Annotated in this window: 14 protein-coding genes; 11 read left to right on the top strand and 3 right to left on the bottom strand. The window is 49.5% G+C overall.

The genetic code is table 11. The features are described from left to right. Positions 1-40 precede the first annotated feature (40 nt). The 8 genes from EZJ49_RS09050 to EZJ49_RS09015 all read left to right on the top strand — a co-directional run bounded on the left by EZJ49_RS09050 (position 41) and on the right by EZJ49_RS09015 (position 8897). Positions 41-1087, top strand: a complete 1047-nt coding sequence (locus EZJ49_RS09050; protein WP_262551733.1) for a glycosyltransferase family 9 protein — start codon at positions 41-43, stop codon at positions 1085-1087. Next, positions 1084-1611: a 3-deoxy-D-manno-octulosonic acid transferase gene (locus EZJ49_RS09045; protein ID WP_262551732.1), complete on the top strand. Its 528-nt coding sequence runs from the start codon at positions 1084-1086 to the stop codon at positions 1609-1611. Before EZJ49_RS09050 ends, EZJ49_RS09045 begins: the two co-directional genes overlap by 4 nt. Before the next feature lie 73 nt (positions 1612-1684). Further along, the gene (locus EZJ49_RS09040; RefSeq protein WP_262551731.1) at positions 1685-1963 is read left to right on the top strand and encodes a hypothetical protein; all 279 of its coding nucleotides are present in this window, start codon (positions 1685-1687) and stop codon (positions 1961-1963) included. A gap of 110 nt (positions 1964-2073) precedes the next feature. Next, the gene (locus tag EZJ49_RS09035; RefSeq protein WP_262551730.1) at positions 2074-3405 is read left to right on the top strand and encodes a chloride channel protein; all 1332 of its coding nucleotides are present in this window, start codon (positions 2074-2076) and stop codon (positions 3403-3405) included. Further along, the gene (locus EZJ49_RS09030) at positions 3402-3773 is read left to right on the top strand and encodes a hypothetical protein (RefSeq protein ID WP_262551729.1); all 372 of its coding nucleotides are present in this window, start codon (positions 3402-3404) and stop codon (positions 3771-3773) included. The genes EZJ49_RS09035 and EZJ49_RS09030 overlap by 4 nt, the downstream gene beginning before the upstream one ends. 81 nt (positions 3774-3854) lie before the next feature. Next, positions 3855-4325, top strand: coding sequence for a hypothetical protein (locus tag EZJ49_RS09025; protein WP_262551728.1), 471 nt, complete (start codon positions 3855-3857; stop codon positions 4323-4325). Between the two features lie 149 nt (positions 4326-4474). Next, the gene (locus tag EZJ49_RS09020; RefSeq protein WP_262551727.1) at positions 4475-5608 is read left to right on the top strand and encodes a hypothetical protein; all 1134 of its coding nucleotides are present in this window, start codon (positions 4475-4477) and stop codon (positions 5606-5608) included. After that, positions 5595-8897 (top strand): hypothetical protein, encoded by a 3303-nt coding sequence (locus EZJ49_RS09015; protein WP_262551726.1) that lies wholly within the window; start codon positions 5595-5597, stop codon positions 8895-8897. The genes EZJ49_RS09020 and EZJ49_RS09015 overlap by 14 nt, the downstream gene beginning before the upstream one ends. 79 nt (positions 8898-8976) lie before the next feature. Here EZJ49_RS09015 and EZJ49_RS09010 read toward each other — a convergent pair whose 3' ends face one another. Both EZJ49_RS09010 and EZJ49_RS09005 read right to left on the bottom strand, forming a co-directional pair. Then, on the bottom strand, positions 8977-10080 hold the full coding sequence (locus tag EZJ49_RS09010; protein WP_262551725.1) for an alkaline phosphatase D family protein: 1104 nt from the start codon (positions 10078-10080) through the stop codon (positions 8977-8979). 75 nt (positions 10081-10155) lie between these two features. Next, a complete protein-coding gene (locus EZJ49_RS09005; protein WP_262551724.1) occupies positions 10156-10899 on the bottom strand; it encodes a helical backbone metal receptor in 744 nt (247 codons plus the stop codon). Between the two features lie 136 nt (positions 10900-11035). On the opposite strand from EZJ49_RS09005, the gene EZJ49_RS09000 reads away from it, so the two are divergent. Next, positions 11036-12328, top strand: coding sequence for an enoyl-acyl carrier protein reductase FabMG (locus EZJ49_RS09000; protein ID WP_262551723.1), 1293 nt, complete (start codon positions 11036-11038; stop codon positions 12326-12328). A gap of 2 nt (positions 12329-12330) precedes the next feature. Continuing rightward, the gene (locus EZJ49_RS08995) at positions 12331-13173 is read left to right on the top strand and encodes an MBL fold metallo-hydrolase (protein ID WP_262551721.1); all 843 of its coding nucleotides are present in this window, start codon (positions 12331-12333) and stop codon (positions 13171-13173) included. 3 nt (positions 13174-13176) lie between these two features. On the opposite strand, the gene EZJ49_RS08990 is transcribed toward EZJ49_RS08995, so the two are convergent. Continuing rightward, positions 13177-13893, bottom strand: a complete 717-nt coding sequence (locus tag EZJ49_RS08990) for a hypothetical protein (RefSeq protein WP_262551719.1) — start codon at positions 13891-13893, stop codon at positions 13177-13179. Positions 13894-13962: 69 nt separating this feature from the next. Here EZJ49_RS08990 and EZJ49_RS08985 point away from each other — a divergent pair, with 69 nt between their 5' ends. After that, the gene (locus tag EZJ49_RS08985) at positions 13963-15105 is read left to right on the top strand and encodes a phospholipase D-like domain-containing protein (RefSeq protein WP_262551718.1); all 1143 of its coding nucleotides are present in this window, start codon (positions 13963-13965) and stop codon (positions 15103-15105) included. Positions 15106-15128 lie beyond the last annotated feature (23 nt).

Here is a 15128-nt window from a genome sequence, read left to right as displayed (position 1 = left end):
ACAAGTGACCTTTTTCGGCGCCTTTGCTAATCTTAACCCCATGTTAGTACGGGCCCCTAAAAATGCTAAATTTTTAATCATCCGCTTTTCCAGCTTCGGAGATGTCGTTCAAACCCTGAGCGTACCTTCGGCTATCAAAGCGTCCTTCCCTGAAGCGGAAGTGCATTGGATCACCCGTAAGGACATGGCGCCTTTACTGAAGAACCACCCGAATATTGATAAGATCTGGGAGTTCGACCGCAAAGCCGGTTTAAAAGGCCTGATTCGCCTGTGCCTGCAAATGCGTCGCGAAGGTTTTACCCATATATATGATGCTCACAACAACATGCGTTCACGCGTGATCACGTGGGTCCTTCGTCCGCTGGGACTTTTGGGCGTCGGTCCCAAATTCATCCGTCGTTCGATTCGTCGTTGGAAAAGATTTTTACTTTTCAAGTTCCGCATCAACACTTTTGAAATGCCGTTTTCAGGTCAGCGTGATTTGCTGGAGCCTTTGCAGTCTTGGGGTGTTTCTAAAGTCTCTCCGCCAGCTCCGCAGATTTTCCCCAGCGAGGAAAGTCATAAAAAAGCACAAGAGGTTCTGGGGCATTTTGCAGATTCTGTGGCCTTGGCCCCTTCTGCAGCGTTTTTCTTAAAGCGCTGGCCGAAGGAATACTGGAAAGAATTGATTCTAATGAATCCCGATCAGCGCTTTGTTCTGCTGGGTGGCCCCGAGGATTCCTTTATCGAGGACATCCGCGACGTGGCCCCGGAAAGAGTTTTGAATCTGGCTGGGAAATGTTCCCTGCAAGTCAGCTCCAGCGTCGTGGCCCTGTCCCGCCTGCTTATCAGCAACGACACCGGGCTTTTGCATGTGGCGGAACAACTGGGGCAAAGGACGATTGCTTTGATGGGGCCCGCCCCCTTTGGCTTTCCTTCCCGGGGCAGCACGAAGATTCTGGAAATTGAGCTTCCCTGCCGTCCGTGCAGTAAACATGGCCAGGGGCCGTGTGTGAATAAAGAACGCTATCATCAGTGCCTGGTCGATATCACTCCGGAACAAGTCACTGTCGAAATGAAGCAGATTCTAAGGGCTTCGCAGCGATGAACACCCTGGTATTTTTGCTTTATAAATACGTCATTGTTCCGCTGGCCTTTATGCTGCTGCAACTGACACGTCCTTTTTTAAAGGGCAAACTGCGCGAAATGATCGAGGACAAAAACTCGGGTTTTTACCGTATCAAAATCAAAGACAGCGAAATCGAACTGGCGGCGGCCCGTCCGATCTGGATTCACGCTGCCAGTGGCGAAATCGAATACGCCCGCCCGGTGATTCGTGAGCTGAAAAAACAGTATCCTTATCTGCCAATCATGGTGACGTATTCCTCCCCGTCGGCGAAAAAAATTCTGGAAAGTCTGCACGATGTAGATCTGTGGTGTGCGCTTCCCTGGGACATCGATTTCCTGGTGAAAAGATTCATCAAAAAATGGAATCCGCGCGTGCTGCTTTTCTCTCGCACGGATGTATGGCCCGTGCTGGTGGAAGTCGCGAAAAAAGAACGCCTTCCCGCCGCACTTTTTTCTGCCACTTTTGCAGAATATCGTATAGGTATTTCTTTTCCTGAATCATAGCATTCTGGCAGAGCTTTACACCTGGGCCGATATTGCCTTCATCGGTGGGTCCTTCAAAAAACAAGTTCACAGTGTGATGGAAGCTTTGGCGGCGGGGTTACCCGTCATGGTCGGACCTTTCCATCGCAATAATCGTGAGGCACTTTTCTATCAGAAAAAGAATTATTCTTCCGGCATGGTCGTGCAGGTCGTTCACAGCTCTGCCGATGTGGCCGTGCTGCTACAAAGGATGAAGAAACAACAAGATCAGATTCCTCATATTAAAGAGGAAATCCGTGCCGAGATCGGCAAGAACCGTCACTCGACTCAACGAGTGCTTTCTGCCATCGAAAAAGTTCTAAGCGAGTGCTAAGTCTGCTTTTTTTATTCACTTTGACGCGTCGTTTCGATGCGTAGCCCAATGCGTTGACGATACGGACAACTAGGGACATTTCTATGGGCCTCTACATAATAGGAGCCCACGTGTCATCCCAAGAACTCAGTCGTCGTCGCCGTATCCTTCTTATTTGCACTCTTAGCTGCGCCGTCGCGGTCGCCAGCGTAGGCATCGCACACCTGCTTTTGCTGGGCATCAACTTCTGCACCAACCTGTTTTACTATCAGACGTTCTCTTTGCATGAAAGTTCACCGGCCCAGAATAATCTGGGACTTTTGGCGATTGTCGTTCCTGCCATTGGGGGCTTGATTGTCGGAGTCATGGCAAAGTTTGGCTCTGCCAGCATTCGCGGTCACGGTATTCCCGAGGCGATGGAAAACATTCTTCAAAAAGAAAGCCGCATTCCCCGTCGTATCACTTTCCTAAAACCCATTTCATCTGCCATCGCCATTGGCTCAGGTGGTCCGTTCGGTGCCGAAGGCCCGATCATCGCCACCGGGGGCGCTTTGGGGTCATGGCTGGGGCAAATCGTTCCCGTCAGTCCTTATGAACGAAAAATTATTCTGGCCTCTGGTGCTGCTGCGGGGATGACCGCAATCTTTGGAACTCCACTGGCGGCAGTGCTGTTGGCGATTGAGTTGTTGTTGTTTGAATATCGTCCGAAATCCTTCGTGCCGGTGGCTTTGGCAACTGTGGTCGCAGCAACTTTGCGCACTGTTTTTATGGATACGACAAATGCTTTCTTCGTGATGCCCAATCTGGTGATGCCGGACATGCGCAGTCTTTTTGTCTATCTGATTTTTGGCGCCTTAACAGGTGTTTTGGCAGTGATTGTGACCAAATCCGTTTACTGGGTTGAGGACATGTTTGAACATGTTCCCTTGCATTGGATGTGGTGGCCAGCATTGGGTGGATTGGCCGTGGGCGTGATCGGTTTGCTGGAACCCCGCGCACTGGGTGTGGGGTATGACAATATCACGCTCAGCCTGGCCGGAACACTGACTGTCGGCGCGGCCTTTAGTATTTTCTTCTGGAAGTTTTTGGCATGGTCCCTGGCTTTGGGAAGCGGAACTTCAGGAGGAACTCTGGCTCCGATTCTGACTCTGGGATCTGCTTTCGGTTTTCTGGTGGGAACTTTTCTGGCAACTTATTTCCCGGAAATGCACACTGACACAAGCACGATGGCTTTGATCGGCATGGCGGCACTGTTTGCCGGTTCTTCCCGTGCCCTACTGGCCTCGGTTCTATTTGCGCTGGAAGGCACAAAGCAGCCGGTGGGACTTGTTCCCTTGCTGGGATGCTGCTCTATCGCGTATCTTATCTCTTTGACCACGATGAAAAACACGATCATGACTGAAAAGATCGTTCGTCGCGGCTTAAAAGTTCCCCATGAATACTACGGAGGAAACCAACCATGAGCACCACCAAAATTCAGGCTATCGCCAACAGCAACTTCGATAAAATCGAATACGGCACAGCCGAAATTCGCAGTTTTTCCCCGCGCGAGGTGCTGCAAAAATCACTGAAGCAACTGGGGCTTTTCTGGGGGCTTGCCATCGTCAGTGTGTTGTTGCCGGTTGTGCATTTTGTCCTGGTGCCTTTGTTCTTTTTCATGGGGGCCTATCTGGCTTTTCGCGCCCGCAAGGTCAAACAGGAAATTCTTTCCGGCACTGTGAACTGCCCGCAGTGCAAACAGCCCGTAACAATTAAGAAATCCCCGTTTTTGGAAGAGCACACAGAAATCTGCCAGAACTGCACATCTGTGGTGAAGATTTCACTGCCGTAAAGCGGCACCTCTTTGGAAAATTCTTTCCTTGCGAAACTTTCACGGGAAGCATTCCGGTGCCTTCTGTTATGGTCTTGCCTTATGCAAAAAATTTTCTTCCTTCTGATTCTTGGTTTTTCCAGTCTGGCGCAAGCTCAGGACCCTCTGTGCTATCAGAAAGAAAAAAATCCCGTCACTCGTCAGGTTTTTCAAAGCGAAGATGAATACAACTCCGTTCGTGAGGCCTGGGCCCAACGCAATCCCGGGACCGGAAATCCATTTTCTTTGATCAAGGCCTACAAGATCTACAAGAATGAAAAAAACAAAGCCGAACGTATGGGGTCTGACAAACTGGCACATTGCTATATGGGGTGTCGCATTTCTCAGGAAACCAGTTTTACCACTGCGGACTACGTGGGCTGGCTGAAGGAAGATCGCGACATCACCGACTGCAATGTGAAAACTCATTTTGATGAAGACGACTATGAAGCCACTCGCCGGGGTGCTCAATTCGGCGAATCCCAAAGAGACACCCAAGGGTGTGAACAGGCCTGTAAACAGGTCTATCGCTAAGATTTCCTTCATAAAATGAAAAAACCTCGCAGGTGACAATTGAGGGCACACTGTCGAAGGCCTTTCTATTAAGTCTTATATCTTTGAAATGGTCCCCCTAAAACCGCGCACGGAACTTGAAATGATTCTGGGTAGGTAATGGGGTTGGCATGAGAAGAACGGCGATTTCAACACTTTGTCTCACTTTGATACTGACTGCGCAGACATGGGCGCAAGGTCAGATCAGTACTGTATTGCCTGAGACAAAAGAGCAAAGCCGCTTTTCCGCCGAATGGAGACTGCGCCTTCAGGGTTCAGACATCCACGACGACCGCAGCCAGGCTAAACTTGTGGATATTCGCACGGATATCAAAGCTAAATATCTTTTACATCGCACCCTTCAACTGGACATTCAACCGTCCTTGCGCCTGCAATCCGGCCAGACTCAGTCTGTGGATGGCGCGGATAAAGCTGAAAACAAGATCATTTTAAATCAAGCGGCAGCTCATTATCTGCCGGCGTCCTTCCTGCGCCTGTCTGCCGGGGCTTTGAATCAGCACCACATGCACACAGACATTCTGGTGGACAGTATTGCTTTCCCGGCCGCTCGCATGGAAGGCCTGATGAAACTGGGTGACACCAAAACCACTCTGGGAGTGGAAACGGCGATCCCGACCTCCACATCTTTAAGTACAAACACCAAGGATCTGGAGGCGACTCCGTCCCTGAACACAGCCTCCCTGAAGTTCCAGTGGCAGGCGGCTCGCAATCTGTACTGGAAAGCATCTGCGGGTTATTTCATTTACAACAATCTGCCTTCTGCAGTAGCGCAAAAATCCAATCTGCTGGGGAACGAAGTGGAAAAAATCTCTGAGGCTCAATATGCCTTTATGTACAAATACGAAGGGATTGAGGCTTCCACAGAGCTGGAATTCCCGGTCTTCAGTCTTTTGGATGTGAAAGTCGGTGCGGAATACCTGCAAAATCAAAAAGCTCCATCTGATCAAAACACCGCCACCCGCTATTTCCTTGCGGGGAAAATTCATTTCAGCAAAAACACGGATCTGGTGGTGGAAGGCAGCTACTTCTCCATCGCTCCGGAAGCGGCAGTGGCCTACTTCAACGCTTCCAGCTTTGAAACCAACCGTGTTGGTTATTCCGCTGAAAGCTATCTGGCCTTTAAAAAAGAAGGCTTCAACGTCGGCGTGAAATACACCGATGCCGAAGTCATGTTTCAACGGGAACCTCAATCACGCGAAAAGACTTTGATGATTAAGCTGGAGACATCCTATGCAAATCTCTAAGACCACCCTTCTTAAAGCTCTTCTAGGTCTTTACGCCCTGTCTTTAGCGGGATGTAACCTGCCCACCCCACAGCAGAAAGAAAGCCTGGGCGGCAGTGCTGCGACATTCACAGCCCAGCCAATGGCGGATAAATCCAAAGCTTTGGAAGTTTCCGTGAATGGCACCTTTGCCCTGCCCGATTCCAAAGTTTTCAACCTTCAGGCATGTATCAAAGACGTGGCCTTCGATAAGATCGTGGCTGGTCACACTTTCATCGTGGAAGAAGTTGAAAAACAAGTTACCACCGACAAAGCAGGTTGCCTGACCTGGGCCGAACGCGTGAACTTCAACTTCCTGGCGGAATCCCAATACATCCGTATCGAAAGAACCATCAAAGGCACTGGCATACACAGAGGCACTCAGAAAGTGGCCTTTGCCATCAACCCGTGGTCTCACGGTGAAAACCTGACTCCGGTTTTGAATCCTGATGATGGCAATAACATTCCACGTCTGGTGGACAATCAGGCACAAGGAAAAATGGCCCTTAAAGGCCTGTCCAACGATGGCAGCACCGAAGCCCGCCGCCCTCTTTGGGTGGAAGATGGTCGTTTATTCGTGACAGAACAAAAAATGACGTCGGACGGTATCACCTTGGTTGTTGAAATGCGCCCGAACGCCTCTATTCAAATGACCAAAATGAATGGCGAAATCTTCCTGCGTCCTCTGACCGCGGGCTCCTTCAAGGCCAAAATGCAGTTGATTCATATCTATCAGCACGACAATAAAGAAGTGCGCCGTTTGATGACTGTGTCAGAAACACTGGACATCAAAATGGAAAATGGTTCTCTGGCCATCAAAGCACCTCTGCACCTGACGGCGCTGCCAACGCGTGGTCAGTTGATGCTGGGCCTGAACTTACAGCCGGTCAATGGCCCTAAAGGTCTGTTGGATTTTGAAGGTCTTTACTTCCTGGGCGAATACGATCAGGTTAAGGGCGCATCCTTCCTTAAACTAAACACAATCGTGGCGCAGACCAAGGACTTCAAATTGTCTGAGTACGTAAATGCCCAGATGAACGAAGTATCGCAAGTGAACAAAAGCGGCACAATGGATCAGGACACTTATCAGAAACCAAAAATCGAAGTATCCCAAATGGAATTCCGCTATATCCGCGTGGGTAAGGAAACCACTTCCACTCGCGAAATCTTCTATAACATCCGCGCCTGTGTTAAAAACGGTCTGGATCAGAAGAACACCCGTGCGCACACTTTCACGATTACCAAGTTCCGTCAGTCCGCGGATGAAGCCGCCCGCACGGTGACTTTGAAAACGGACAATAACTCCTGCCTGAACTGGGATGAAAGCATCACGTTTAACTACTTCGATTGCCAGCACTACATCACAGGTCATGTACAGATTGAAAACAGCGATCTGGGTATGAGCGAAAAGCTGGATCTGATTGTCAACCCTTGGGAGGCCTCCAGTGCCGTGGCTCGTGACATGCGTTATGTGGATACCACAGAAAAGCTGGTTCTAAGCTGCTCTCAGGAAAGCCGCCCGCGGTCCCAGGTGATGCTGGACAGCTTCACCTACAACACGCTGTCTTATAAGTATGCCATCGACAACGAACTGAATCTGACCGTGACCAAACGAGTTCAGTTCAAAATGGACCCACGCCTGTTGATCTACTCCAGTCTTTCCAATGGTCGTTCTGAAACTCAGCGTCTGCGTGACGGCGTTTACCTGATGAAAATCGCCATTGTGCAAAATCGCGACTACGATCAGCAAAACACTTACGTGGCGTCCGCAGATCGTTTCGTCAACGTGATGAATGGTCTGATCAATACGGACATCACTTTCCAGACTCAGGATCTAAAATCCCTGGGGAACCGCAATAACATTTTGGTTGAAATCCATCCGGTGGATGAATCCAAGGTGATTGTAGACAAGGAGGAAATCCGCCTGAAGGATGCTTCCCAGTCCGTGGACTCTGCGATTGACACAGCCTCCACTTTGGAAAATCCGACTTATATCGGCCCAATCACATTGAATATCGACGAATCCACAAGACCTCTTAGAATTATGGACGCTTCGGCAATCAGCGCATTCCTTCTAAAAGGTCAGGGAGAAAATAACACCTCCCAGAAGAATATTATTTCCCGCATCGTGGCGGACGGTTTGAAAGTCAAAGCGACCATCAAACAAAAAATCCAGGCTCGTGCACAGAAAGAGATCTTCGCGAAGGAAAACAACCTGAATCTGATCAACATGAATCAGGTCGATGCCGCCCGCCCGCTGTTGAAAGCGCTGGGAATCACATCGACCATCACAGACCGTTTACAAATCACCAAAGCCGATTTGCAGGGACTGATGGCAACAGGAACCCTTTCCCCGGCCACAGCAGAAAAGCTATGTGCGTTCTGGTCCACAGACTATCTGGGTAAGGCCATGTTCCAAACCAAGGGTGGCGCGATTAATGATCAGACCAAAACCGCTTTCGGTCTGGATTGCATGGGCATGACTCGTAAAAATCCGGCGAAATTCTTCCAGGTCGAAAAGCATCTGGTAGCAAAAGAAGTCGGTGGCATGCAGTACCTGAAAGGTCTGAATCAGGGACTTTCGGTGGGAACAAGCTTCTCATTAAGCGCATCCACATCGAACTACTCCAGCCGCTCCACCAGCATCAGCGCCAAAGTGGGTCTGTCCAAGAAGTTCCTGGATCTGGTTTCTTTGGGTGTGGATTTGGGTTACACCATGCAATGGGGTGTTTCTGAAAATAAAACAACCGGAAACTCTGTTTCTGTGAACAGTTCAACGTCCATGACCGTGCAGCAGAACATCTTCAAGGTGCGCGTGAATAAATATGAACAATGTGTGGTGGTTCGCATGAATCCGACATTGTTCATAAAGGACACCAAATCCTGGTTTGGCCGCCGTGATTATATCAACGTCCTGAATCATCGTCTGACTGACGATGAAAAAGGTCAGGCTGTCACTCGCGGCATCATGTTGTGTGAGGGTGTTGTCAGCGCCAAGCCAGTGGATATTACGGAAAATTATTATCTGATCGCTCAGGAAACCAGCTCCAGCCAAATGCAGGACGCCGGGGACGCTCGCAACAGAAATTTCTTCCTGGCTTTGCGTTCGACTCAGGATTTCAACCGCTTTGTTCTGGCAATGAAAGGCAGCTTCGGAATGCCAACAGGTTCTGCGAAAGAGGAAGACCCTCAGACTCAAGCCACGAAAATGATGGAGCAACTGTTCCAGATGCCCGCACCGTCTTACCCGGGCATGCACTTGATGAAGTAATAGAAATCTATTGAAAAATTACCAGGACCCACAACCTTTTAAAGTTGTGGGTCCTCTTAAACCATTAATCTTGTATTTCCTAAAGACTCAAACCCAACGACTCAACCACTTGGTTATTTTCATCCATCAGTTTCAGCTTCACAGTCTTCTTTTTCCAGTCCCATTCGATCAGGCCGAAATTCGTGGCAGAAACCGCTTTACCCACATAGTGGAAGTCCTCTTCACGATTTTCAGTGGCACCATTCAAAGGCCCCACTGTCATATCATACAGCGGTCCATAGCCTTCCAGCAGATCCACTTTGGCCAAAGAGCCAAAACCACGATTGCCACTGACGATCACGACTTTGTTAGCTTTCGTCGCGCGCAAAGTATCAAAGAATTTTTGACGATCCAACGGGAATAAGCCCCAGCGTTCCCAGCCGCCGGAATTTGCTGCCATTTGCAGCGGGGATACGATCACGCGATATTCGGCCTCTTTACGAAGCTCTGACTCCAGCCAAGTCCACTGGGCTGGTCCCAGCAAAGAATCGGATTTGTTCCAGTTCTTTTTAAACTCCCCGTCCACACCGGCATCCAGCCATGGCGTCGCATAGAAGCGTGTGTCCAGCATGATAAACTGCACACGTTTCCCCGGCGCCCCCAGAATTACAGAATGTTCCACCCCTTTGACCGACGCAGGCTGAAGTTTTCCGATGTACTTCCAATAGTCCAAAAAAGCCTGACGGTTTTCACTTTTACCCTGAAACGCGGAATCGCCATTACGAATACCGAAATCCAGTTCATCCCATACCGCCATGAAAGGAACCTTGTTGCGAAGATCGCGGTATTCTGCAATCTGATCCATTTTTTTGTATTGCGCAGACAAAGGCTTTTCGTCATAGCGAACAGAACTGACCGAGTTGCCAGTGAACACCACGACATCCGGCTGACTTGCTGCCACCTGGGTCCACAACTTTTGTTCCTGATCCTGCAAAGCACAGCACACAAAGGCCACGCGATGCACATCTTTGACCTGACGAAGATCCTTCTGGGGTAGTTCAGACTGATAATTGGCCTCGGCCTGCATGCGCATCATTTTAAGGGTCAAAGACTCTGGTGCCTGACTTTTTTCAGCGCAAGATGTTGCCAGAAGAGTTGCTAAAGCCGCCCATAAGAGCCGGGACGCCCAAGAAGACATTTCCATAACGTGCAGATCCTTCCACTAAGAATTCATTCATGAAATCACGAGTTTTAATTGTATCTTAACAGGATGATCTGTCTATGAATTCTTCGCGTAAGCTTCTTTTAGAAACTCCAGACTGCGGACGCCAAACCAGGAATAAGATTCCCCATTCACGACGGCCCCATCAATGTCCATCGCCTTCAGATCCATGATTTTTTTCTGAAAGGGAAAAGGTTCGGATGAAAATAAAGCGAAGGCGTCTTTGAAGTCCTCAATCTCAATCACCGGATACTTATCACCTTCCGGGAAGCTTACGACTTTAGCACCTAATTTTTCCAGCACCGAACCGATGTAGGTTTCGCGGCTGACTGTCATCCAGGGCTTTTTCCAGATCAGATACAGAACCTCTTCGTAATGTCGCGAAGGCGGACGGACCCACTCCAGAAAACCCGGGATCTTTTGCAAATCCCATTTTAACGGTGGGGCCTCGACAAGATCCAAGGCCTCCACAGCCATTTCCATCAAGGCCGGATTTTCAAAGTGTTCTCCCAAACGCGCCAGTTCTTTTTGCAGTGTCGGTAAAGAGGAAACATGGGTCGCCAGATAAGGCACCGGACATTCTTCGGCCATTTCTAGCGGGTTTTCCTCTTGATCCAACAGCACCAGATCCGGCTTCAAATCCATGACCAGATCCCAGGAAACTTCCTTGGTGCCACCGACAATGGGAATGTTGGTGATCATTTTAGGCGGATGAATGCAAAAGCGCGTGCGGCCAACAACCTGCACTCCGGCTTTTAACAGCGTTTCGGTCCATGACGGAACCATACTTACAACTCGCACCGCATCCTCCTGAAGCACTTAATTTGTACATCGTGGCATCCTTTTTTACAAGGCACGAGCAGGAAGGCGCACCGACAAAAAACTTGACCCATAAAGGGGGCCGGACAAGTATGTGTGGCTATATTGTGAGGTATTTATGACGCAACTTTTCCCTCTTAAAGAAAAACCGGCTTTGAGCCCCTACAAAAAAGGCGATGTCCTTGTATTGTTTGGAGAGCTTTTCACGCGCGGCTATGCCAACGGTTTGGTTGAAGAGGCTGAACGCCGTGGCATGACAATCGTTCGCGCCACTGTAGGTCGCCGCGAAAAAGACGGAAGCCTGCGCCCTTTGACGGCGGAAGAATCTGCAAACATCCCGGCTCCATTCATCAATATCCCTTTAGAAGCTGGCTTTGACCTGGAGCCGGACTCCAAAGGTGTGACTCCATGCTCGCAACTTGAAGGTGTTAAAATGAGCGAATGGGAACAGGTCCAATTGGACTGGGCTTCCATTGAAGAATCCGAGAAAAACGGCGTTGCCAGATTCAGAAAAAACACCGAACAGTTCCTTAAAGAACTTGAACAGCACATTCCAGCGGGTGCCAACGTTCTGTTTGCGCACTTAATGGCGGGCGGCGTTCCACGCACTAAAGTGATCATGCCGGTCTTAAACCGCGTTTCCAAAGGAACCGGGGATCGTCATATTTCCTCCAAAACCCTGATGGATTCCCAAATCGGTCAGCTTTGCCTAAAAAGCTTCAAGGAAGTGACTGCGGAAACATTCCGTCACCTTGTCGAACTTTCCACGCCTTTGCGCCAGAAACTGGAAAGCCAGGGAGCTCACGTTTCTTATACAGCCTACGGCTACCACGGCACTGAAATCCTGATCCGCGGGGAATACAAATGGCAGACTTACACTTGTTACTTCCAGGGCTGGGCTAAGATGGCCTTGGAAAAACATGCTGAAAACTTCGCCAAACAAGGTGTTCACTGCTGCGTTTACAACTGCCCGGAGATTCTGACAAACTCCAGCTCCGTCTTCCAAGGGGTTGAAGTATCACTTTATCCTTTACTTGCAGCTATCCAAAAAGACGCCGGAGACAAGACTCACGCAGAGCAGGCCCTGAAAGCCTGTCAGGAGCTTTTGAAAGACGACGTGACCTTTGCGCAAATCATCAAGTTCGCCGATGACTATCTGACGAATCCACTGACTTTGGAGTTCACAAACTTTGCACAGTGGCCTCAACATTCCCGCAAGGACCAGATGGAATACATGCTGTCCTGCTCTGACCATCTTTTCGATCTGCACAAAGATCCGAAAAACCTGATCACGGCGGTTCTCAGCGAAGTGGTCTTTAAGTCTTGTGGCTATGTGATGCTTCACGATTCCTGGAAGCCAAAAAATCCTGTTGCCTGGATCGGCCACGACCTTGTGGCTCGCTGCATGTAGTTATGTCAGTTCAAGCCGGAGAGAGCTGGAATCACAGCAAATATAAATTCCATGGGCTGTCGCTGTCGGGTATCCGTACAGCGATTTCCATGCCCGAACTCTCTTTGAGCTTCGACGTGGCTCAGGGCTACCCGTTTCTTTTAAACTTAAAGCAGTTCTTTATCTCTCATGGCCATCTTGATCATGCGGCTGGGATTCCTTACATCATCTCGCAAAAAGCCATGACTTCGCAGCCTCCGGGCAAGTTCTATATGCCGGGGTCTTTGGTGGAGCCACTGGATCAAATCATGAAGATCTGGGAAAAGATCGAAGACCATCAATACAACTACGAGTTTGTGGCAGTCCAGGCCGATGACGAAATCCCCCTGAATGCCCAATGCTATATCAAGGTCTTCCCGACCACCCATCGCATTGAGTCCTACGGTTACACTCTTTTTGAGATTCATAAAAAACTAAAAAAAGACTATCTGGGTTACACGCAAGAGGAAATCGTGGATCTGCGCCGTCAGGGCATTGAGGTCAACGAGGTTTCCCACATCCCAGTGGTCAGCTTTACCGGAGACACCCAGATTGAGTTTCTGGATTCCCGCCCGTGGATTCGCCAGTCCAGGATTTTATTTTTGGAAGCCACCTATCTGGATGAAAAGAAAAGCATCGAACATGCGCGCACCTGGGGCCACACCCATATTGACGAAATCGTTCCGCGCCTTAAGGACATCGAAAGCGAAAAGATTGTTTTGATTCATGCGTCCAGCAGATATTCCGACAGAGAAGCCTTGCACCTTCTGAAACAAAAAATCCCGGCAGAATACCGGGATCGTGTGGTCTTGTTTCCAGGACGCTAATTTTTAGAACAAATCACCCAAGTCCAACCATAGCTTGCGGGTTTTCATTTTCTTCATACGGAAGTGTTCAACCCATTCGGAAGAAGAACGCTTTTGCCAATTGCTGGCCAGATTCGCGGTAAAGATCAGCGGGCTGTAGCCCTGTCCAACCAAATCTCTGGGCGCGCGCAAAGCGGTTAACATCTCCGGACCATAGAAACCAATCACCGGGAACAGACGGTCTCTTTCACCCAGTTCACCAATAATCAAAGCGCCATGAATCTGCCCCAGGATGGTACGGCTTAACGGACTGGAAGCTTCAGAGGCGCGCGGGCCTCCGGCTGCACCGACAATCACCAGACCGGAATCGGCCTTTTTATTCAGAACATCCACCAACTCTTTATTGGTGTCGTTGGTTTTCATGTTGAAATCAAAAAATACGAAACTGGTACCATCCGGCAGGGATTCCACGCGCTCTTGCAGGGATTCCATATCCACTTCACCGGTTTTTGTATAAGGGGTATAGTTCAGGATCTCACAGCTTTTGCAGGACTTCACAAAGTCAGCAAAAACAGGCTTCACCTTCAATTCAAAGTCTTCCGCTTTGTTTTGTCCAAAATAGATCACCGTCGTCTTCGCAGATGGAAGAGCCGCATGAGCCCATGTTGCTCCGCAGAACCCCAACGTCAAAAGGCCACCGACCAGAACTCTCTTCAGATTATTTATGTTGCTTAATGCCATAAAGTGAGTGTGCCCTCCCCCGCGCTTTGCTGTCGACTTTTTTAATAAATTATTGAACAATTGCGACATATGGAGTCATGGAGCCAAGCTCAAATATTCTACAACGGTGACGACTACTTCCATAGTCTCACTCAAGATATAAGACAGGCTCGTCGCAGCGTCACTATTGAATCCTACATCTTTGCAGAAGACAAACTGACCAAAACCATTCTTGCCGAATTGAAAAATGCCCGGGAACGCGGCTGCACGGTGAAGCTGGTGGTTGATGGCTTTGGATCTTATACCTCGATCCCGTTTTTGGATCGCTTCTGCACCGAAAATGGACTGGAGCTGCGCGTGTTTCACCCGCTGCCTTATCCCTTGCTGTGGGCCCATCAGTTTGTTCTGAAATATTCTGTGCGCGGTTCTTTGCTGTTTCGCCGGGTCAACCGTCGAACCCACCGCAAGATCACCATCATTGATGAAACCCGCGCCTATCTTGGCAGTTTGAACTTCACTCAAGTTCACTGCGCAAGCTTCGTTGGCGAAAACGCGTGGCGCGACACCGGCGTTTGGGTGGAGGGTGAACCTGTCAAACGACTGGTGCTGGCTTTTCAGATTTCCTATTTGCGCACCTTCATGAAAGGCCTGCTAAGCTGGGTGGGACGCTGGAAGCTGAACGAAGACCCCGCCAAAGAAGTATTGCGCCTGAACACCACCCAACGACTGCGCCGCAAACTGTATCGCGATCTGCTGCGCCGTCTGACCCATGCCCGGTCGCGGGTCTATCTGACCACGGCCTATTTTCTGCCGCGAAGATCCCTGCTGCGAGCCCTGATGAAGGCCTCCCGACGCGGGGTTGATGTGCAACTGCTGATCCCCGGAAAATCCGACGTGCCATTGGTCAAGTGGGCGGCTTTTTATATTGTCCGCTTTCTGTTACAGCGTCGAATTCCGATTTTCGAGTATCAGAAGTCCATTCTGCACGCCAAAACCATGATCATCGACGACGAGGTTTTCATTGGTTCTTTCAACCTGAATCACCGCAGCTTTATTCATGACCTGGAGGTCGAAGCCATTTTGAACGACCACGCCAGCCTTCACAGCATGCTGACCCAATGGCAAACAGATGTCAGTCATTCCAATGCCGTTTCAGAGAAAGATTTCGCCGCTCCTTCCTGGCTGACACGAATTCTGTACAAAATTGCCTTCAGACTGCGTTACATGCTCTGAAACAGTTTTTTATTTTGACCTCA

Origin of the sequence: Bdellovibrio bacteriovorus, from assembly GCF_025558485.1 — a bacterium.
GTDB classification, from domain to species: domain Bacteria; phylum Bdellovibrionota; class Bdellovibrionia; order Bdellovibrionales; family Bdellovibrionaceae; genus Bdellovibrio; species Bdellovibrio bacteriovorus_G.
The sequence above is the reverse complement of the archived record's forward strand: the minus strand, read 5'-3'. Positions and strand labels throughout refer to the sequence as shown.